The organism is Rossellomorea marisflavi (assembly GCF_001274775.1).
Taxonomy (GTDB): Bacteria; Bacillota; Bacilli; order Bacillales; family Bacillaceae_B; genus Rossellomorea; species Rossellomorea marisflavi.
Window position 1 is genome coordinate 305,738 of sequence record NZ_LGUE01000004.1, and the last position, 19,458, is coordinate 325,195.

At 49.1% G+C, this 19,458-nt stretch carries 29 protein-coding genes; 17 read left to right on the plus strand and 12 right to left on the minus strand.

All coding sequences use genetic code 11. The annotated features are described in order from the left end of the window. Positions 1-176 precede the first annotated feature (176 nt). From AF331_RS11485 to AF331_RS11500, 4 genes are read right to left on the minus strand one after another with little or no spacing between them, the layout of a single operon-like run. Positions 177-896, minus strand: coding sequence for an aspartate/glutamate racemase family protein (locus AF331_RS11485; protein ID WP_053428253.1), 720 nt, complete (start codon positions 894-896; stop codon positions 177-179). Further along, on the minus strand, positions 893-1,648 hold the full coding sequence (locus AF331_RS11490) for a phosphotransferase family protein (protein WP_235576376.1): 756 nt from the start codon (positions 1,646-1,648) through the stop codon (positions 893-895). The genes AF331_RS11485 and AF331_RS11490 overlap by 4 nt, the downstream gene beginning before the upstream one ends. Next, positions 1,645-2,274 (minus strand): HAD family hydrolase, encoded by a 630-nt coding sequence (locus AF331_RS11495; protein WP_053428255.1) that lies wholly within the window; start codon positions 2,272-2,274, stop codon positions 1,645-1,647. The genes AF331_RS11490 and AF331_RS11495 overlap by 4 nt, the downstream gene beginning before the upstream one ends. 60 nt (positions 2,275-2,334) lie before the next feature. After that, the gene (locus AF331_RS11500) at positions 2,335-2,715 is read right to left on the minus strand and encodes a VOC family protein (protein ID WP_053428943.1); all 381 of its coding nucleotides are present in this window, start codon (positions 2,713-2,715) and stop codon (positions 2,335-2,337) included. Positions 2,716-2,874: 159 nt separating this feature from the next. Between AF331_RS11500 and AF331_RS11505 the strand changes: the two genes are divergently transcribed. Both AF331_RS11505 and AF331_RS11510 read left to right on the plus strand, forming a co-directional pair. Then, positions 2,875-3,726: a PhzF family phenazine biosynthesis protein gene (locus AF331_RS11505; protein WP_053428256.1), complete on the plus strand. Its 852-nt coding sequence runs from the start codon at positions 2,875-2,877 to the stop codon at positions 3,724-3,726. Between the two features lie 76 nt (positions 3,727-3,802). Then, positions 3,803-4,645 carry a CPBP family intramembrane glutamic endopeptidase gene (locus AF331_RS11510; protein ID WP_152915612.1) on the plus strand — a complete coding sequence of 281 codons (843 nt, stop codon included), beginning with the start codon at positions 3,803-3,805 and terminating at the stop codon, positions 4,643-4,645. Between the two features lie 35 nt (positions 4,646-4,680). Here the strand turns inward: AF331_RS11510 and AF331_RS11515 are convergent, their stop codons facing one another. Then, positions 4,681-5,298 carry a class I SAM-dependent methyltransferase gene (locus AF331_RS11515; protein WP_053428258.1) on the minus strand — a complete coding sequence of 206 codons (618 nt, stop codon included), beginning with the start codon at positions 5,296-5,298 and terminating at the stop codon, positions 4,681-4,683. A 247-nt stretch (positions 5,299-5,545) separates the two neighbouring features. On the opposite strand from AF331_RS11515, the gene AF331_RS11520 reads away from it, so the two are divergent. The 3 genes from AF331_RS11520 to AF331_RS11530 are packed head-to-tail and all read left to right on the plus strand — an operon-like array spanning position 5,546 to position 7,545. Then, entirely contained in the window at positions 5,546-6,073 is a 528-nt protein-coding gene (locus AF331_RS11520; protein WP_053428259.1) for an RNA polymerase sigma factor, read from the plus strand. Next, the gene (locus tag AF331_RS11525) at positions 6,057-7,091 is read left to right on the plus strand and encodes a DUF4030 domain-containing protein (RefSeq protein WP_053428260.1); all 1,035 of its coding nucleotides are present in this window, start codon (positions 6,057-6,059) and stop codon (positions 7,089-7,091) included. Before AF331_RS11520 ends, AF331_RS11525 begins: the two co-directional genes overlap by 17 nt. Positions 7,092-7,107: 16 nt before the next feature. Next, entirely contained in the window at positions 7,108-7,545 is a 438-nt protein-coding gene (locus AF331_RS11530; RefSeq protein ID WP_053428261.1) for a DUF4362 domain-containing protein, read from the plus strand. A 66-nt stretch (positions 7,546-7,611) separates the two neighbouring features. On the opposite strand, the gene AF331_RS11535 is transcribed toward AF331_RS11530, so the two are convergent. Beyond that, the gene (locus tag AF331_RS11535; RefSeq protein WP_053428262.1) at positions 7,612-8,448 is read right to left on the minus strand and encodes an aldo/keto reductase; all 837 of its coding nucleotides are present in this window, start codon (positions 8,446-8,448) and stop codon (positions 7,612-7,614) included. A gap of 183 nt (positions 8,449-8,631) precedes the next feature. Between AF331_RS11535 and AF331_RS11540 the strand changes: the two genes are divergently transcribed. Both AF331_RS11540 and AF331_RS11545 read left to right on the plus strand, forming a co-directional pair. After that, entirely contained in the window at positions 8,632-9,282 is a 651-nt protein-coding gene (locus AF331_RS11540) for a DUF3885 domain-containing protein (RefSeq protein ID WP_053428263.1), read from the plus strand. Beyond that, complete coding sequence (locus tag AF331_RS11545) at positions 9,279-9,836, plus strand: GNAT family N-acetyltransferase (RefSeq protein WP_053428264.1); 558 nt, start codon at positions 9,279-9,281, stop codon at positions 9,834-9,836. The genes AF331_RS11540 and AF331_RS11545 overlap by 4 nt, the downstream gene beginning before the upstream one ends. A gap of 17 nt (positions 9,837-9,853) precedes the next feature. On the opposite strand, the gene AF331_RS11550 is transcribed toward AF331_RS11545, so the two are convergent. After that, a complete protein-coding gene (locus AF331_RS11550) occupies positions 9,854-10,513 on the minus strand; it encodes an O-methyltransferase (RefSeq protein ID WP_053428265.1) in 660 nt (219 codons plus the stop codon). Positions 10,514-10,610: 97 nt separating this feature from the next. Between AF331_RS11550 and AF331_RS11555 the strand changes: the two genes are divergently transcribed. Continuing rightward, a complete protein-coding gene (locus tag AF331_RS11555; protein ID WP_053428266.1) occupies positions 10,611-11,144 on the plus strand; it encodes a P-loop NTPase family protein in 534 nt (177 codons plus the stop codon). Then, positions 11,137-11,646, plus strand: coding sequence for an NUDIX hydrolase (locus AF331_RS11560; RefSeq protein WP_053428267.1), 510 nt, complete (start codon positions 11,137-11,139; stop codon positions 11,644-11,646). The genes AF331_RS11555 and AF331_RS11560 overlap by 8 nt, the downstream gene beginning before the upstream one ends. 36 nt (positions 11,647-11,682) lie before the next feature. Here the strand turns inward: AF331_RS11560 and AF331_RS11565 are convergent, their stop codons facing one another. After that, positions 11,683-12,591, minus strand: coding sequence for an alpha/beta fold hydrolase (locus AF331_RS11565; RefSeq protein WP_412177717.1), 909 nt, complete (start codon positions 12,589-12,591; stop codon positions 11,683-11,685). A 115-nt stretch (positions 12,592-12,706) separates the two neighbouring features. Between AF331_RS11565 and AF331_RS11570 the strand changes: the two genes are divergently transcribed. From AF331_RS11570 to AF331_RS11580, 4 genes are all read left to right on the plus strand, one after another. Next, positions 12,707-13,093, plus strand: a complete 387-nt coding sequence (locus AF331_RS11570) for a YybH family protein (protein WP_053428269.1) — start codon at positions 12,707-12,709, stop codon at positions 13,091-13,093. Positions 13,094-13,177: 84 nt separating this feature from the next. Further along, positions 13,178-13,342, plus strand: coding sequence for a hypothetical protein (locus AF331_RS22405; RefSeq protein ID WP_160316521.1), 165 nt, complete (start codon positions 13,178-13,180; stop codon positions 13,340-13,342). 100 nt (positions 13,343-13,442) lie between these two features. Then, a complete protein-coding gene (locus AF331_RS11575) occupies positions 13,443-13,784 on the plus strand; it encodes a hypothetical protein (RefSeq protein WP_053428270.1) in 342 nt (113 codons plus the stop codon). Positions 13,785-13,793: 9 nt separating this feature from the next. Further along, complete coding sequence (locus tag AF331_RS11580) at positions 13,794-14,072, plus strand: hypothetical protein (RefSeq protein ID WP_053428271.1); 279 nt, start codon at positions 13,794-13,796, stop codon at positions 14,070-14,072. A gap of 72 nt (positions 14,073-14,144) precedes the next feature. Here AF331_RS11580 and AF331_RS11585 read toward each other — a convergent pair whose 3' ends face one another. Continuing rightward, positions 14,145-14,555 carry a YjdF family protein gene (locus AF331_RS11585; protein ID WP_053428272.1) on the minus strand — a complete coding sequence of 137 codons (411 nt, stop codon included), beginning with the start codon at positions 14,553-14,555 and terminating at the stop codon, positions 14,145-14,147. 167 nt (positions 14,556-14,722) lie between these two features. Between AF331_RS11585 and AF331_RS11590 the strand changes: the two genes are divergently transcribed. Further along, entirely contained in the window at positions 14,723-15,028 is a 306-nt protein-coding gene (locus AF331_RS11590; protein ID WP_053428273.1) for a hypothetical protein, read from the plus strand. On the opposite strand, the gene AF331_RS11595 is transcribed toward AF331_RS11590, so the two are convergent. The 3 genes from AF331_RS11595 to AF331_RS11605 are packed head-to-tail and all read right to left on the minus strand — an operon-like array spanning position 14,998 to position 17,640. Beyond that, positions 14,998-16,482 carry a HEAT repeat domain-containing protein gene (locus AF331_RS11595; protein WP_053428274.1) on the minus strand — a complete coding sequence of 495 codons (1,485 nt, stop codon included), beginning with the start codon at positions 16,480-16,482 and terminating at the stop codon, positions 14,998-15,000. The two genes, AF331_RS11590 and AF331_RS11595, sit on opposite strands and share 31 nt — an antisense overlap. Before the next feature lie 19 nt (positions 16,483-16,501). After that, complete coding sequence (locus AF331_RS11600; RefSeq protein ID WP_053428275.1) at positions 16,502-17,305, minus strand: metallophosphoesterase; 804 nt, start codon at positions 17,303-17,305, stop codon at positions 16,502-16,504. Next, complete coding sequence (locus AF331_RS11605; RefSeq protein WP_053428276.1) at positions 17,302-17,640, minus strand: YunG family protein; 339 nt, start codon at positions 17,638-17,640, stop codon at positions 17,302-17,304. Before AF331_RS11605 ends, AF331_RS11600 begins: the two co-directional genes overlap by 4 nt. A 90-nt stretch (positions 17,641-17,730) precedes the next feature. On the opposite strand from AF331_RS11605, the gene AF331_RS11610 reads away from it, so the two are divergent. Genes AF331_RS11610 through AF331_RS11620 form a run of 3 tightly spaced genes read left to right on the plus strand, consistent with a single transcriptional unit; the run spans position 17,731 to position 19,457 of the window. Then, positions 17,731-18,099, plus strand: coding sequence for a hypothetical protein (locus AF331_RS11610; protein ID WP_053428277.1), 369 nt, complete (start codon positions 17,731-17,733; stop codon positions 18,097-18,099). Positions 18,100-18,159: 60 nt separating this feature from the next. Next, complete coding sequence (locus tag AF331_RS11615) at positions 18,160-18,981, plus strand: nucleotidyltransferase domain-containing protein (protein WP_053428278.1); 822 nt, start codon at positions 18,160-18,162, stop codon at positions 18,979-18,981. Next, positions 18,978-19,457, plus strand: a complete 480-nt coding sequence (locus AF331_RS11620) for a GNAT family N-acetyltransferase (RefSeq protein ID WP_053428279.1) — start codon at positions 18,978-18,980, stop codon at positions 19,455-19,457. The genes AF331_RS11615 and AF331_RS11620 overlap by 4 nt, the downstream gene beginning before the upstream one ends. Position 19,458 lies beyond the last annotated feature (1 nt).

Genomic DNA, 19,458 nt, shown 5'->3' on the forward strand with positions numbered 1-19,458 from the left:
CACACCCCCTTTCGGAACGGTGGTATTGATCAGCTTTTTAAACTAGGCAATGCTCAGGTTTCAATCTAACTTACCTGTTTGGTTCATGCAACAGTCATTAATCACCGGTCCATCCACCAACTTAATCTTTTGGTCCTTAGATTGCATGTTCTTCGAAGCAAGCAATCACCTTCCCATTAATGGTCTTTGTGGGGCACTCTATCACCTTTCAAGGCATGTGAGACGGCTGCTTCAGCGTGTAAGGCCGTCGTATTGAATAATGGTACAGCCACATCCTCCTGTTTAATCAACAGGGAAATCTCCGTACAACCAAGGATCACACCCTGGCATCCCTTATCGATCAACTTCTCGATGACCTGCTGATAGACCCTTTTGGATGCCGCTACTATTTTCCCGAGACACAGCTCCCGATAAATAATATCGTGTACAAGCTGGCGACCTTCTTGGTCTGGAACAACGACTTCAAGACCATGGCGGGATGAAAGGCGGCCTTTGTAGAATTCTTCTTCCATCGTAAACGCCGTGCCAAGAAGACCGATTTTCGTCAGCCCTGCATCCTTGATGGTTTGGGCAGTGGCATCGGCGATATGGATGAGCGGAATATTGATGGATTTCTGAACGTCATCGGCCATTTTGTGCATCGTATTCGTGCAGATCAGGAGAAAATCAGCGCCACCGCGTTCGATCTGCTGGGCTCCTTTAATCATCAGCTCTGTAGCCTTGTCCCACTCATCATGATGCTGAAACTGCTTGACCTCTTCAAAATCCACCGACATCATGATGCTTTTCGCCGAGTGGTGGCCACCGAGCTTTTGATTGATGCCTTGATTGATTAGGCGGTAATATTCACTGGATGACTCCCAGCTCATACCTCCGAGTAATCCGATTGTTTTCATTTAGGTATCCTCCCTTTCACTCCTTGCCATACAATCCCTAGAAGCCGGTCCGCATCCTCACCCGGAACGTTCTCCGACAGCCTAGCCCCTGCAATCACCGCTTGCCACTGGAGCACCTCATCACGGTCCACCCCGCTCTTCTCGCAGTATAGTGCAAGGTACTGCTCGGCGATTTCCTGATCGAAACCAACATACAAGAGATAGGTGCGAACCACATCTGCGCGGATGTCCCCCGAACTGGCGTCCACCCAATCGAGGACCCGGATCCCATCCTCGGTTTCCACCAGATTGAATAGATGTAAGTCACCGTGACACAGCTTGGTTCCTGACAATTGATCCACCTGTTTCAACAGGCCCATCTTCTCTTCTGAAGATAGTGATGAGACGTCCTGCAGCTGCCTGATCAGTTTATCTCTCATCGGTTCAAGTCCCGGCGCTTCTTTCTCATGGATCATTATCTGGGTCTCGACTGACACGGACAAATAGTCCTCCATAAGAGTTCGGTTCTTCATGGCGAGATCTCCGAGGGTTTCTCCCTCTATGTATTCCATGACCAGGGCCTGTCTTCCGTTGAAAGTGGTGAGTTCAAGGACTTCCGGCACAGGGATGCCAAGGGAATGGATGTAACGCTGCTTTTCCGCTTCCTTCAGGGCTTCGTCCCCAGGGAAGCCTTCCTTGTACACCTTGACGGCATGGCCTGCATCATTCAGATAGATCTCCGCCGTGTTACCCGTGGCGATGGGTCCCTTCATATCAACCCTTCTTCCTTCAAGAGCTCCCATAGATCCTGCTTCTTCCGCTGGAGATGCAGGGCCTTCATGCCGATCCGCTCGGCCCCCTGGATGTTCTCGATAAGATCGTCGACGAAGACGGCTTCTTCCGCGCGGATGTTCATCTCTTCTAGTGCGTAGCGGTAGATCGCTTCGCTCGGCTTCACTTTATTGACGGTGGAAGAGAGGATGATCCGCTCGAAATATTTCCGCAATCCGAGCTGGTCGAATACCCAGTCCATGCTAGGCACGGCGTTTGAGATGACCCCGAGGCGATAATGCTTTGCTTTCAGCTTCTCTAGCACCGCCTTCACTTCCATGAACATCTCGCAGTGGCGGGCATAGTGGCAGAAGTAAAAAAGTTCCGGCGCGAGTTCCCTTGCCCCCATTTCGTCTGCAATGACCTCGTAATAGCGTTTGAAATAGCGCTCCTCTTCTTCCCAATTCGTGATGAACGGAAGCTCCAGCATCTTCGCCTTCCCGATCGCCGTCTGCACATCCTGTCGCTCGAATCCCCGTTCTGCGAGAATGTGATGAACCCGGTCTTCCCCTTTTTTGACTGTGTCGAATAAAACGCCCCCTGCATCCAGGAATATGACGCGCTCCATACTTGTTCCTCCTTCATAAAAACAGGCCCTCAGCTCATGTCTGAAAACCTGTCATCTTCTCTATTGTTTATGATCCATAACGGCAAAATAATTGTCTTCATCATCAGCGAAATTGAACACACGCTGCGGGCCCATCTGGACGATTTCCCCGACGGTCACGCCCTCTGAGGATAGCTTCTCATACAATTCATCAAACCGGTCGCTGAAAAACATGATGGAAGGCGTTCCGAGATTGAGCTCCGGCGACATCTTGGCGATGAGCTCCTTATCATGAAGGATCATCCTCGTCTCCGCCTCCGCTGTAGGAGCGATTTCCACCCAGCGCATATGGCCGTTATCCTCTTCCGACTTGATGTGGAAGCCTGCTTTCTCACTCCAGAATGCCTTCGCCTGATCCTGATTGTTCACATAAAGCATGATTTGACCGATTTGATTGATCATGTTTTGATCCTCCTGGTAAATGGGGTATGTTTCTTCATTCGCCATGAAGGCCTGTTTTCCTGCCATGATCTTCATGTTTCCACCTATATTTACGCTGAATGGACAAGAAGGTTTCAAAAAGTTTGATACAATAAGGAAAATTGTCTGAGGAGGAAAATGATGAAGTTTTTTATTGTGGATGCCTTTACGGATGTTCCGTTCGGCGGGAATCCTGCCGGAGTCGTCCTGGTGGATGAGATGGATGAATCCTTCATGCAGCTATTCGCACGTGAGCTTGGCTATTCAGAGACTGCTTTTGTGGAAAGGAAGAGCGATTCTTCATTCCACGTGCGCTTCTTCACGCCGAATACCGAGGTGGATCTGTGCGGACACGCCACCATCGCTGCCTTTACCGTTCTTTTGGACAAGGGACTGGTAGAAGACGGTCGCTCTTACATCATGAAAACCGGAGCGGGCGACATCACCGTCCATTTAACGAACGGCCGCATCATGATGGAACAGGCACCACCAAGTCTCGGGGATCACTGTGAAGATGTGGTGGAACTGGCTGGGCTCCTGGGAATCGAAGTGTCATCCATTGGAGGGGCCCTGCCGCCTCGTGCCGTGAGCACCGGGTTGATGGATCTCATGGTTCCGGTCATGAGCAAGCTTGCACTCGACGTCATCAATCCGGATATGAAGGCCTTGGCAGCTTATCAAGAAAAGCACGGGCTGGCCGGGATTCACGCGTTCACCCTGGATGTCACGGATGCCCATGCCTGCAGCCGGAATTTCAGCCCCCTTTACGGGATTGACGAAGAATCCGCCACCGGGACGGCGAGTGGCGCTATGACGTACTATCTGTATCATTATGGGGTGTTGACGGAGTTTGACGAGGAGTTCCGGTGTTTACAGGGTGAAAGCCTCCAACGGCCATCGGTCATTACGACAAGGCTGACTGATCCTGCGAAGCCCCGGGTGCGTGTTGGAGGGACTGGTGTAATCATTTCAGAGGGTATAATTAGGATATAAGGAAATTTTTTCTTTCACTCTTGCTTCCAAAGCGTATACTATTATTGTGACATAATAAATACAGGAGTGAATTCACTTGAGACGATTTTTCTTCACCTTTTTAAAAACCCTTTTGTTCTTCAGTTTATGGGTAGTTGGCATATTGATTTGCTCCATACCTGGTGTAGAAGAACCACCCTACATACGCGAATACGCAGCTACATTGAGGCTATGGTGGGAACTCACACCATTGTTTGCCACATTGTTAGCGAGCATGGTCATGCTTGTATGGGTGGAAAAAAAGAAGCTACGCATTAATCTCTTCCGCTCTCCGGCCAGAGACGTCGGACTGGGCTTGTCCCTGGGGATAATCTGGATTGGTGTGGCCCTGTTAGCATGGGGAATTGGGGACAACCTCCGAAGTGGGTCCATGGAGTCTATCCCACTATTCTCCGTTTGGCTCCTTGCAGTGTTAGTGAACGTCATCATGCAGGAATGGTTCGTCAGGGGGTACCTCTTCCAGCTCATCAGGAAAAACGGGAATACCCCAGTCGCCATTGCCATCACTACCCTACTGTTCACCGGTATGCACGGGGGAGCTTTTGAAGCTGGAATCATCCCTGTCATCAATATTGTGACCATGAGCATATTTGTTTCCCTTCTACTTCTTTATACGGGAAATCTTCTTGCTCCTATCATTGCTCACTTCATATGGAATGCGGTAGGAGGCCTGGTCACGGGTACCGTTTCACTTGCTGAAGATTATCCTTCCCTCTGGAACTGGACTGTCAGTGGCAGCCCGCTTCAGTCTGGCGGTATTGCTAAACTGGAAGGGAGTATCATGGTTCTTGTACTGAATCTCCTTCTTATCACATGGATGAGCTGGCTTTTGACATCAAAGATTCGAAGGACTGGTACCATCACTCCATCCACGATATAAAAAAGAAGGCTGTCCAATCGGGCAGCCTTCCGTTCTTATCGCTGAATCTTGTACACGCCCCCGCAATGTGAAATTTGCTGATAGGTCAAACCATTGACATGCGACTCTAATTCGTTCCTCACAAAATAAAACTCGTCCTCATCCCAACGCCTACGATTGTCCTTCCGACACGCCTCAAGGTCTTCCCTCGTTTGAAACGAAATGTCACCGATCAAGAGTTTGCCCCCGGTCTTCAACAGACCCAGCAACTCCTTGATCAGCGCTGTCTTCTTTTTATCCGTAAGGTGGTGGAGCGTGTAGGTGCTGATGATGACGTCATAGGATGACTGCTTGATGACAGAAGGAATCCCTTCCTGCAAGTCCGCTTGTATCAATTCTGCAGCTGGCATCTTCTCCAAGGCTTTCGCCATCATTTCCCTGGAAAAGTCGATTCCGGTGATCGTGTGACCGTGATCGTAAAGCCTGCTTGTGAGAACCGCCGTCCCAAAGCCGATGTCGAGGATTTCAGCATTGTCTTTCCCCATCGCTTCCTTATAAATCACATTCAAAATTTCCCTGTACCCCGCAAACGGGTACTGGTTGCTTTCCTCACTCTTTTTTACCGTTTCATCGTATTGGTCCGCCCATAGATCAAACCCAGTACTATTTAACATATATGCCCTCCGTTAATGTTGATTAATCACGGGCATGGTGTTGGTTTTTACCCGCGACGTGCCTCTATCAGGTTGGTTGCAAGTGTTTGGAATTTCATGGGGATCACGCCTTTCGATTTTGTTGATTCAATTGTAACATGAACAAATGGGTTTAAATGGTTAAAAATTTTATCTCATCGAAACCACAACGTTTTTCCAAGCTATCCGTCTAAGCTATAGTGGACACCAACGAAAGGAGGGAATGATCATGACCGATTCCCCGAAAGATGAGATATCCCGCTTATATGATGAGCACAGCCGCTCCATCATTCATTTCATTATCCTTATGGTCAAAGACTATTCATCGGCAGAAGATCTCACTCACGATACGTTTGTCAAAGCCTATACGAAGTGGGATTCCTTCAACCATCAAGCCAGCGAGCGGACATGGCTGTTCAGCATCGCACATAACGTAACGATGGATTACATACGCAAACGAAAACCGGCCCTCTTCATGAAGGAATTCTTCCAACGTCAGCATGACTCTGCTCCCTTGCCAGATGAGTTTGTCATAACAGAAGAGACTTCGTCCGAACTTCATTTGGCCATCGGCAGTCTCAAAGATTCATATCGAAAAGTCATCATTCTGAGAAAAATCAAGCAGTTTTCCATTGAAGAAACCTCAGAGATATTGGGATGGTCAGAGAGTAAAGTGAAATCCACCCTTCACCGGGCCATGCCTGCACTTCGGAAACAAATTGAAAAGGAGGGCTATTGGGATGAAGAGATCATCTAGTGAAACGCAACTCGATCAACAGCTGTCGGAGCTGGAATCCAATATGAAATGGCGTGGAGAACGTGACCTGAAGAACAAAATTCTCTCTACGATTGATACCAAACAGCCTCTTCGAAAAGGCTGGTTACGCATGACAGCCTATGCTCTGACCGCATGCCTCTTTCTTTTCGGTATCTTCATAGGATCGGCTTTTGTTTCCCCTACAATGGCAAAGGTGGCTTCTAAAATCCCCTACCTTAGCACCATCTTTCATTCTGAAACCTTGCATGAACGTTTATGGGAGGAATTTAAAAAGAATGACATCAATGTGATCGGTATTTCCGGGACACGGGATATCATCGTTTCCATTGAGGGTTCAGAAGAGGATCTTCGTAAGGTCAGTGGGAAAATCAAATCCATCTCAAGGAAAGTATTTTCGGAAAAAGGATATGATGCTACTACTGTGGAAGTGGTACTTCAAGTTGACAAGATTCCACAGCCATCGGAAATGGAAGAGAAGTTAGACTTGGCATGGGAAGAAGCAAAGGAAAAACTCACGGCAGTTGATGTGACCATTTTGTCTGGCGGTATTTCTTTAGAACCGGACTCCGACCACGTATCCGTGGAAGTGAGCATTCCAGCATCTGAATCAAGAAAGGAAGAAATCAAAACCATCATTCAGCAAACATTTGAGGTTCATGGCACCAAGGATTTGGATGTTAAACTCCAATCAGTCGATGTAGAAAAAGAAAAAGCAAGATCAACAGCATGGAATGAGTTATTCCAAACGATGATCGAAGGATTGATGACCAAGAAAGAGTACCAGGTCACAGGGTTTGCTTATTCGTTCTCCCCTCCCCCTCTTCAGATCATCATCAAAACGTCAATCAAGGAATCAGATCCTGATCGAATAGAAAAAGTCGGAAGGATTGAAACAGACATCCATCAATTCCTTCAGTCTGATGAAGTACAAAAGAAAATCAATAAGGAAGAGTACCAGCTAGTAATCAGAAGTAAGGAAGGGAACAAAATCAATTAACTATGGAGGTGTAAAATTGAGGACTCTCATCCCAGTTATCTTATTAATAGTACTTTCCACGGCCTGCTCAAACGGAGCCTACAACTCCGATGAAGCAATCGAACGTGGTGATGTCGTGGTACAGAACGGGGTAGAAAATCCGGGACCCTTCGTAGAGTTTTTGAAGAATGTGGAGGATAAGAATGAAGCGACACTGAGGATAACGGGGTATACCAAGGAAGGAGATCCGATTTTTCATGATCTGGAGTATGACGGAAGTAAGTTCGGATTTTCCCATGATGACTCCCATGATAAATTTGGCGGTGAAGATATAGGGGTTACAACAGACACCTGCACTGAATTGGAGCAAAGGGAAACAGCGAATGATGAAATAGGGTTTTATTTGAAGGGGTGCTCTAAGGAAAAGGAGCACCCGCTTCTTGAACTATCAAAGGAACAGTGGGAAGACCGCTAAGAACCTGGTTCCCATCCATGCAAAGAACCGGATGCACGCAAGCATCCGGTTCTTCACCTATTCGGTTTATTTAAAATCAAACTGGTCCGGATCCGGCCCGATGCGTTTGTGCTCATCGAGGGCGTCCAGGGTTTTGACCTGTTCTTCGGTCAGTTCGAAGTCGTAGATGTCGATGTTTTCTTTGATGCGCGATTCTGTCATGGATTTCGGAATGGTCACGACGCCGTGTTGAAGATCCCAGCGAAGGATGACCTGCGCCGCTGATTTGCCAAGGGACTCGGCGATTTCGTTCACCGTTTCATGGTTCAACAGCTCGGCGTTCATGAGCGGGGACCATGCTTCCACCTGGATATCATGTTTTTCACAGAATGCACGTACTTCTTCCTGTACAAGCTTCGGATGGAATTCGATCTGGTTGATGACCGGTTTCACCTCTGCTGTTTCAAGAAGATGCTCGAGATGGGATACTTGGAAGTTGCTCACACCGATTGATTTGATGCGGCCTTCTTTATAAAGGGCTTCAAGGGCTTTCCAAGGCTCCATGTATTTGTTTTGGCCTGGCCAGTGGATGAGGTACAGGTCAAGATACTCAAGGCCGAGTCTCTCCAATGTATCGTTGTAAGCCTGGATCGTTTCATCGTATGAAAGACCGTCATTCCACACTTTGGATGTGATGAACAGCTCTTCCCTCGTCACGAGACCGGCGTCGATGGCGTTTTGGACACCTTTCCCTACGCTCTTCTCGTTTTGATAGATCGCAGCCGTATCGATGCTGCGGTATCCGATGCGGATCGCGGTTTCCACAGCTTTCTCCAGGTCTTTTCCTTCTTCGACACGGAACACGCCGTAGCCGATTTCCGGCATTTGTACGCCGTTATTTAGTGTAATGGATTTTGCACCCATGAATGAACTCCTCCTTCAAAAATCGTTTCTATTTCAGTATGTACCATCTTCCCAAAAGATAGAAGTAGGCACTTTCATGTGCGATAGGCACTGACAGGTAACCTTTACCCGCTGAAACTATGACAAAAACATATCCAAAATGTTCCACTATGGTAGAATAGTTGATACGAAAGGAGCCTTATCATGAATATACACAACTATCTACACGAACACTTTCCCGGGCTCACCCTCGAGCCACCGCTTTTTTATTCATGGCCGACGGGGCTGCGGTTTGAAATCGCCAAGCCCGGAAGTGAGCACCTGGACACAGACAACCTTGAGCAGATGGGCGAAAGGACGACAAGCTTATTCAAGGCGGTTTTTGAGAAGGACGATGATGTGATCCTCTTGACAGATCTCCTTGGTCTATCCGATTCTTCACTACCGAAGACCAACATCTTTCTCAAATACATCAAGGATAAAGACGTACGCAAGAAGCTGCGGGTTGAACGGTTAGACACAAGGTTTGATGAGGAGGAGACGGTGACTCATCGCTTCTCCCTGCAATGCAAAGCGTTCGACATCCGCTATCGGCCGCTCCTGATGGCGATCTGTCATGAAGATTTCAAACATCCTACACGGATCCTGAAGAATCGTTGGAACATAGGAATCGACATTTACATCGTCAACATCACCAGGCACCTCATCTACCATCTCTATGACGACCGCGGCTGCGATATTATTTCAGCTGAAAAAGATACCATCCTTCCACTTTATCATTCGGCATCCCCTTGGATCCTTGAGTATGATCGGGAGCAGATCGATGAGGTTTTCCTGAAAGAGGAAACAGTATGAAACAGGCATTCCCCACCATTGAAACCAAACGGCTGACACTCGTAAACACCACCGCTGACGATGCCAGATTCATTCTCGCACTCTACAAGGATCCCCTCGTCTGCCGGTACCTCTATGATGAGGAGCCCTTCACCTCGATCGATCAGGCAAAAGAGTGGATCGACTGGCATGAGTATCCGGAAGACTATGGACGGAACCGTTGGATCATCCGAAAAAAAGAAACCGCCACCCCGATCGGAACTTGCGGCTTCGACCAGTGGGACATCGTGAATCATGTGGCTGAAATCGGCTATGATCTCTGGCACGAGGAATGGGGAAAAGGATATATGAGCGAAGCCTTGACCGCCGCCATCGACAGTGGCTTCCGCAACATGGGGCTCAACCGGATACAGGCATTCGTCGCCCTTGAAAACACGGCATCCTGCCGGTTACTCGAGCGGTTGGGGTTTGAAAGGGAGGGAATCTTCAGGGAGAAGCATTTCTTCCAGGGGGAGTACTACGATCACTACATCTACTCCCTCTTGAAGAAGGATTGGAAAAAGGGCGGCTTGTGACCGCCCTTCGGGGATGTTCATTTGACCACGCTGATTACGAGGCCGTCATAGCCTTTGGAACCGACGGTCTGAATCGCAGTGGAATCGATACGGGGATCACGCTGGGCAAGATCCATATACTCCCGGATCCCGATGACGCGCTCGTCCGTGGAGGCGGCATCCACGACCTCTCCATTCCGTACGACATTATCGGCGACGATCACGGATCCTGATGTCGTGAGGGCAAGGGCCCATTCCAGATAGCGAGGATTGTTCTCTTTATCGGCGTCGATGAAGACAAGATCAAAGACGTGGCCCGCTTCCTTCAGCTTCGGCAGCGTATCAAGGGCACTCCCAACCAGGACCTCCACCTGCTCAAGGAATCCCGCACGCCGGATATTCCCTTCTGCGATCAATGCGTGGGCCTGATCGACTTCAAGGGTCGTCACCCTGCCGTCGACACCGACACCCTTTGCCAAGCAGATGGTACTATAGCCGCCAAGTGTACCGATTTCAAGCACCCGCTTCGCCCCCTTCATCTGGGCCATCAGGGTCAGGAACTTTCCTTGCAGGGGAGACACATCGATCTCGGGAAGGCCGGCTTCACGGTTCGCCCCAAGCACCCGTTCCAATTCATCGTCCATTAACAGCTTTCGTGCAAAATACTGATCCACTTCATTCCACAACTCAGAACCCATATGCACCGTCTCCTAATCTAGTATTTTCACACCTTCATTATATGCTAAAATGTTCCATACAGGAAATCGTAGACTCAACTGAAAGGACGGAGCCCCCATGCCAACCATCCCAAAACGAATCCATATCATCGGCTCCGTCGGAAGCGGGAAAACCACATTGGCCCGCGCCCTCTCTACCGCCACCAGTATCCCCTTTCACGAACTCGACAATGTGGTGTGGGAACGGAGGCAGGGCGGAGACCGAAGACGCACAGATGAAGAGCGCAACGCCGTCCTCGCCGACCTTGTGAAAGCGGAGAGCTGGATCATCGAAGGCGTCCACAGCACTGCCTGGGTAGAAGAAAGCTTCCGGAATGCAGACGTGATCCTCTTCCTCGACACCCCCTACTATAAGAGGATGAAGCAGATCACCTTCCGCTTCCTCCGTCAGAAAACGGGCCGTGAATCCGCTCACTACACGCCGGACTTCACGATCTTCAAGAACATGTTCAAATGGAACGCCCTGTTTGAAAAGGAAACAAAACCGTATATCCTCAAGCTCTTCAAAGAAAGAGGGTACCCGCTTCTCATCCTTCACGACAATCAACAGCCCATCGACTGGGACTTACGAAAGGAGAAACGCCATGTATAAGTACACGCTATGCTTCATCCAGCGAAACGATGAAATCCTCATGCTCAATCGCGATAAACCCCCGGTACTCGGTCTATGGAACGGAGTCGGCGGCAAAATGAATGACGGGGAAACCCCGGCGGCATGCATCCTTCGCGAAATAGCTGAAGAAACAGGCCTTCACATTGCCCCGGAACATATTCAGGATAAAGGGACCGTTTCCTGGAATACGGATGATGGCACAACGGGCGGAATGCATCTCTTCACGGCCGTGATTGCAAGTGACGTTCCCTACTCCACCCCGATCAGGACCCTTGAAGGGATTCTCGACTGGAAGTCGATCGATTGGCTACTCATGGACCGGAATCACGGGGTCGGCTGCATGATCCCTCATTATTTCCGAAGGATGCTGCAAGAAAAGAACCGATTCCACCACCGGTTCACCATGGAAAACGGGTCGGTCTGCGCCTACTCGTATGAAGAGATCCCTGCGTGCGAAGGAACCATTTTTGTCCAAACGTAAAGAAGACCCTGCATCACTGAGCGCAAGGTCTTCTCTCTAAGCCGTTTTTTCCTTTATAAAGCGCAGCACTTCTTCCTTGAAGGCATCGGGCTCTTCATAATGAGGCGTATGGCCACTATGCTCAAAGATGGTGACTTCACCGTTCGGGGCGTCGTGTTGGAACGCCTTGATCTGCTTCTCGCAAGTGGTTGCATCATATTTCCCCAGCGCAAGGAGCATGGGATTCGGCACGGTACTCAGCAGGGGCAGGAGGGATCGGAACACTTCCCCTTCTTCGCGGAGAAGATCGAAGTGGAAATCAGAGCGATCATAGAATTCATCCCATTCTTCTTCAGAATGATAGGATTCATAATCTGTGGGGTTGTCGTGATTATGGCGGTAGATTTCCATGCGGCGCTCCCCGAGGTGATCACTCAGCTCCATATACCCTTCCGTCAGTTCCCTGATGGATACATCGGCTTCAGCAAGCTCCCTCCCCTGTTCGGCGAGATCGCGTTGTCCGTACTTTTCCAGCAGGCAGGACGTTTTCCGGATCAGGCTCCGGGATGTGAGCTCAAAATCGAACGTCGGTCCCTCGAAGATGATTTTGTCAATGGACCCGGGGTAGCTGGACGCATACAGAAGAGCAAGGAACCCCCCGAAGGAATGGCCGATGACCGACCACCGTTCGATGCCGAAGTAATCCCGCAGTGCCTCACAATCCTCCACAAGGTCACGGAGTCCGAACTCTTCCCCTTCCTCGATCCCTTCCGACCTGCATACGCCCCGCTGATCGATGATGATGAGGCGAACATGTTCACCCAGACGCTTCGCCTGGTGATAATAAAAGTCATGGCTGCCTTCCCCAGGTCCACCGTGAAGATATAAAACAGCCGGAAGATCTTTCTCTCCAAAGGTCTCTACATACAGCTTCTTCCCTCTGATTTCAATCAGTTCTCCAATCATAGCAGCCTCCCAGAATTTCTTTTCTTTCATTCTATCACACCATTTAATAAATGATGTAAACAAAGGATGATTATGGTAAGTTAATTGCATAAGAACCCTTAAGGAGGAAACTGCAATGAAGGATCATTTCTCCCATCCGGCAGAAGAAGCCCTCAACCGGTACATCAAAGCGACAAACACCCATCGCTTCAGCGAGGTCGAAAAACGTCTTCACCCAGGGGCCGTTTATTATTTCTCCGACCGTACCTGCTCTTCTATAGAAGAAATACAGACTTACTTCGAACATGCCTGGGCGGTTGTAAAGGAGGAAGTATACGGGGCAATTGATGTGAACTGGCTTCAATTAGGAGAGCAGCAGGCTCTTTGCGTCTATCGGTTCACGTATGAAGGCTATGTGGATGGGGAATTTGTGAAAGGTCACGGGAGAGCGACGAATGCGTTTGTCAAAGAGGAAGGGCGTTGGCTTCTCATACATGAGCATTTGAGTGGTGAACCTGAATAGGCGGCATCCTTCAAACCTGTATATGGATAATCATGAACTTTATGGTAGAATAATAGTAATTCCCAAACAGTTAGGAGAAGACAGATGTCAAAAGGATTACTGGGTGTGTTGATAGCCGGTGTACTTAGCTGGTACATTGTCGGGGTCTTCACAAAACATTATGATAGTAAACTATTATTTGCGATTATTGCCTGGGGACTCATTGGGTTCCAGACAGGGAAAAAGAATCGTCAAGCTGAAGCGAATTAACTGGAGGAAGATCTGTGTGATACAGGTCTTCTTTTTTATCTTTACAGGAAGGATTTGTGGTACAGTATATTTATCATATTTTTCCAAAAGGAGTGGTTGAGTGAGATTCCTTCTTCTTTTATCCGTTATGCTGGTGGCGGGGGGATGCAGCAAGTCCCCTTCAGAGGTACAAACGAAAGTGGAATGGGCCGATATTGTCCGTTGGAACGGACACAACTACCTCCTTGATCAAGACTTTGGCGAAGCTCGGGCCGATGAGAAACTTGGTGAAGTCTCATTTTCCTTGGTCGGTAGTGAGGAAGAAGATAACCCAACGTATCAATTAAAGGACGGGGAAGCCACTTTCGCTTCCACGGGAAGTGCGATCCAATCAGTGGCGGGGATTCCCGTAGAGAAGGCCGTTTTGGTCGAGGACAATATGTATACCACAAGGGAGGAATGACAGGAATCAATGGGAAAAAGACTAGTTACCGTTTTATCTTTGGCACTTGGCATCCTTCATTTGATGCTGATTTATCTCTTTCTTCGTGACTGGCAATCGTTTACGACTGCATTTGGTTTCGTCAGTTGGGTGGGTTCGATCCTGTTCGGTATGATCATGTTGCAGTTTCATCGGACAACAAATGCGCTGATGGGAAATTCTCTTTCAATCAGGTTGGTCAGGAGTTCGACCTTGATGGTGACGGCGATCGGTTTGACAGCGTACCTGATTGAAGGAATTACCTACTGAATTGCGTAGTTGAGACGCCCATCAAGGAAAGAAAAAAAGAAACCCCACGAATCTATCCATGGGGTTCCAGCTCTACTTGCCGCGATGACGCGCTTTTGCTTTTTGTTTCTTTTTCTCGTATTTCAGCTGTTGAAGCCTATCCCGTTCGATGCGATTCTCAATTCTCGCTTGCACTTTTTTGTGTTCAAGCGCTTCTTTCATGGCTTCCTGGGCTTTGGTCGAAATTCCTTTTTTCATTTCTTTGGCGGCGAGGCGCTGCAGGCGTTTCGGGTTGATAGGTCCACGTTTCTTAGCTGCCACCCCAACTCCCGGCTGTGATGATTCGTCCAGCAGCCTGGATAAACTTCCATGAATGAATAACAGGATGTCTTCCTCTTTCGGTTCGGTGCCGAATACATGGCGGAATGCCTTAAGCTTGCCTTTCTCCACTACTTCGACGATGCCGACCCAGTACTTACCATCATGGTAAATCGTTAAGGTCATAACGATTCCCTCCTCTTTGTTTACTGAAATGATGGACATCCCGAGGAGGGGAAGGTCACTGACACGCCAAGCGTGCATCCGGACTACCAACCGGATCGTGTTTTTACATTTCATTTCCATTATACTATTTTTGTATAATGAATGTCATCCTGAAAGGAGAGACTCCTATGGCTATGATTCTAGCTTGTCTGTCATTCATCACGGTTTTGTTGCTCTTCAGGGGGGTTGCATGGGCGGAACCAAAACCGTGGCATGAAGTCGGGAAGCATCTTGTTCTGCTCTTATTTGGCCTCCCCTGCCTTTTCCTAATCCCGTTTTTCGCCTATGAAGTGTGGCTCGCAACCGGCCTTCCACCTGACTTCGGAGCTGTTTATGTGATGGGCGGAAGTTCTGCTGTCGTGACACTTTTCGGGATCATGTCCTATTTCAGCGGAAGACGATCCTATTTAAGACAAAAAGCGAGTTCACGCTGAACATCCTGGGGTAACGCATCACCGTGCTTTTGCAAGGCTTCCTTGATGCGGTGCTTTTGGACAGAGGTCGGGACAGTGAAGGTTTTGTTAAAGGTCCTGAGCCATCTGTCCACCTGGTGGCGACCGAGTTCCCGGATGGCCGGCTCAGTTGATGCGCTCATTTCGATACTGTAGCGGATCCCCTTCCATTTTGGAAGGGTCCCCAGTAGAACGGCACACTGCAAAGCTGTATGAAGAGTGTAAGCCCCGGCATACAACCCGTAAATCCTATCTTCGAACGCATCATACCCGATGTGTTGCAGCGCTCTTCTCGCTTCCTTCGCCACCCCTCTATGCGCATGATCCAACAGGTCGACCAGCTCCTCCTGATAACGTCCGTCTCCGATGAAACCAAGTGAACGGATCGAGGCCTTGACGATTCCCGGCTCACTTCTTTCCAGGAAAGGAAGGATCCTCTCTGCATCACCCGCATCTCCTGTTTCACCCAGACCCAGGATGGCTCCCCTAAGAGAGGTTCCTTCCTGGATGGACTCCCGGTAGATAGGAGCAAGATCGGCGACTCCATTTTCCTTCATAAGGTAGCGGGCGACGGAACGAATCATTCCGCTCCGGTCAAATAGGGCATTCCTGACTTCATTCTCATCTTCTGGATGCATGGAATGATAGCGCCTTAAGACATCCGCCCTGATTTGAGGAAAGCGGTCGTGTTTCAAGACGGGATAGGCAGCCTTGAAGGCATCCTCCGTCATGTTTTCCGTGAACGAACGGTAAAGCAGAAGTCTGGAATGCGGCTCTGACTCCCTCATCATCCACTCTATGAGCTGGCACTGTGTAGCCCGGACCCCTTGAAGGATCGATCTGTAGCTGAAATGGCGGATTCTCGGATGGTTGGATGAAGTCCCTTTAATAAGGGCGGCACCTTCTTCCGTGAGCATCGAGAAGATCACCTCAAGCAACGCCTTATCAGCCCGCTCTGATTCTCTCCATTTAAAAAGGATCGGCAAATGGTCGACGAACGAATTGGCATGCTCCGGTCTGATCTTTGACCGGACGAGATGATTCGCGACTTCACTGACTTCCTTTACCCAATCCATGCAGCGCAAGAGTAAAAATGGTAATGAGAGAATGGAATCCATTTCTTCATGTGCTCTCAGTGCCCGTTCGCGAAAATAGCCGTTTGGATGAAAGGTAGCGAGGCCAAGAATGGTCTTCTTCATATCTTCACTTACGTTTCGCGGCAAAAGGGTGAGCGGATCTTTCCGGGACCAGTCCCGGGACCAATCCATGGACGTGCGTTCCCGGAAAAGGACATCGAGCCTGATGAGATCGGTGCTGACTAATGTGCTCACATAGGTGTGGAGCTCTCTTGCTGCTTTTTCTTTTTTCCGTGTGAGCAGCTGTTGGAATTGATCAGGGACCTGCGAGAGGTCTCTTTCATGCTGTGTATTCTTCATCTCATTCCCTACCTTTCGTTTATTTTGCCAATAGCGTGATCTCCACCACTTCTGGCCGATTGAAGATCCGGAGTGGAATGATGCTGTTGCCAAGTCCTCGATTGACGACCATATTTGTGTCTCCATCCTTATAGAGGCCCTCCGTATATTCAGGAAACATCCCTTGGTCAGGAGCCACCAGTCCCCCGATGAACGGTAGACGGACCTGGCCGCCGTGGGCATGACCGCTCAGTACAAGATCCATGCCGGATGCAGCATAATCACTGAAAAGCTCCGGTCTATGGGAAAGAAGGATGTTGAACCCTTTTTCCTTTCCAACTGACTGAAGGGCAGCTGGCACATCTCCACCGGCAGGGTCATCCACCCCGAGGAGCCCGATTTCTTCCCCATTCTCCTTGATGGTGACTGCATCATCCTCGAGGAGGACGGCGCCTGTTTCCCCCACTTCCTCCCTTAGTTCCTCCCACCGGCCTGACCACCACTCGTGATTTCCTGAAATGATGTATACCGGTGCGAGGGTGGAGAGTTCCTTTAGGAGGGTGAGTCCAGGACCTGGATCATATCGCTTAGCGTCGACAAGATCTCCTGTGAATACTATTAAATCAGGCTTTGATTCCTTCACCCTTTGAATCAGCCTATCCTGATTGGACCCGAATGACTTTCCATGAAGATCGGAAAGCTGGACGATCCGATAACCATTGAAAGCTTCTGGGATCTTTGAGGATTCTATTTCAAGCTTCGTGGTGACAAGGGCATTATTTTGAACGTAGCAAAACAAGCCCAGAACAAGGACGATTCCACTCAACACCACCCACTTTTTCATGTCCTGAACACCCGTTGGAATGCCTCCTTGAGACTCTTGTACTGCTCTTCATTTGTATCAGCAATCGCTTCGTCCCTTGTAGAGGGGCGATCTTCATAGTCAGGCAGGCTCCCAAACTGGGAAACCGTGAAATCTTGACGGGCGCCGTCTATGATATTGTAAAAATGCCAGCTTCCTTCTATTGTGGTTTTGGCGATTTCACCACCAAGATGATCATGAATGACGAGAGCCGTCACCCCGCATTGCCCTCTTGCCGGATTTTCCGCTGTCCACTTCGAGCTGCTCTTGATGGACCATGCCTCGAGCAATCCTTTTTCTATGGTTTTTTTCTCCATTTCGCCCCGCCCCCTTGTCTTTTCTATTAAAATAATAGCAGAAGTATTTTCCAAATTCAGTTTTTTTGTTACAAAGGAGGAACATACGTCATGAGGACACAACAAATGATAATAGTCGTGTTGAATGGGATCATTGGTGTATTGATTGCCCTACTCCTTTCGAAAGAACTGGATGTCATTCCAGGGATCTTAGGCGGAGTGGCTGGAGTAGGTGTAGTCTTGATCTTGATGAAAGTCTTCTCAAAACCCTCACCCCCCAAACGGGATGAACAGTCAGTTTACATTATAAGGAAATTCTCAACCATTCTCCTGACTATCACACTACTGCTTTTATGGGTAGCCGTCTTCGCGCTGTACTACTTGGGATATGAAAGTATTAACATCAGTTATTTGAACGGGTATTTCATGGTAGCGGGGCTCGTGTTCCTGGTTGGATTGGGAATCATCAACAGGCGATAGAGTCATGGTTTCTGCCATGAATCAACACACAGTGTCTCGTTACAAAAGGAGGAATCGATAATGATTGAACTTCAACCGATCGGCTTTGTCTGCCAGGTCGATGAAAGTGGAGTGTTTGTGAATGAGTCGAGTCTGGAACGGGTGCATCCCACTTTCAGGCCCGTGGTGGAAGAACTGACGGAACGAATCGCTGACGGGTTTGGCGATATGATTCACAGCGTGTATCTGAGGGGATCCCTGCCGAGGGGCCTCGGCGTGGAAGGGATATCGGACATCGACCTGCTGGTGGTCACCCATCAACCGTTGACGGACGAAACCAAATCCCGCCTGCAAGCATTGGACACCGGTTCACACCCGCTGATCAACGGGGTCGAGTTTGCCGTATGCACGCTGAATGAACTCTTGGAGCCCCGGCGCTTCCACCTGATTTCGTTCATGATCAAGGTGTATGGCGTACATCTTTATGGCAAGAACCTCCAGCCTATACTCCCTGACTTCCGTCCAGATGCGGAGCTTGCCCGAGACCATATCGCATCCATTTCCGACCAGATTGTCCTTGCGGTAAAAGATCTGAAGGGAAATGAAGACCCGGAAGATGTGATGGACTGCTGCACATGGATCATGAAGCTGATCATACGGTGCGGAATGGCCTTTGTGATTGAGGAAGAAAGAACCTACACCCGCGACCTGTATCTTGCGTATCAGCTATTTTCATCGCACTACCCTGAGAAGGAAATGGAAATGAGGCAAGCCGTGGAATATGCCATCAATCCGGTGTGTGATCCAGAGGAGGTCATCCGATTCCTGAGCGGATTTGGGGATTGGATCGTGACAGAAGCCGAACGCTGGATGGTTGTACATAGAAAGGAGCAGGGTCAATGAACTGGAGTATTACAGAATTGAACAGGGAAGCAGCTGAGGAAATCCTCGCGTGGAAATATGAACCACCCTATGACTTTTATGAAAATGAAAGGTCGGAAGAAGCCGTGGCGGAGCTTTCAGGCGGTGAATATCGCCTGGTCTTGGATGAGTCGGGGCAGATGTACGGATTCTTCTGTACCGGTTCTTCCGCCCAGGTTCCCATCGGTCATGAGTTCGGTGTCTATCCGGACGATCATGTCGATTTCGGACTCGGCATGAATCCGGCATTCACCGGGAGAGGAACGGGGGCAGCTTTCACGGCCTTTATACTAAAAGAGATCCGGAGGGATACGTCCTTGCCGATCAGGCTTTCCGTGGCGACGTTCAATAAACGCGCAATCAAGGTATATGAACAGCTCGGGTTCCAGAAGGTCGATCACTTCCGGACCCGCAGTGCGGAATTTATCACGATGGTTGAAAATCGAGGAGGTGCGTAAC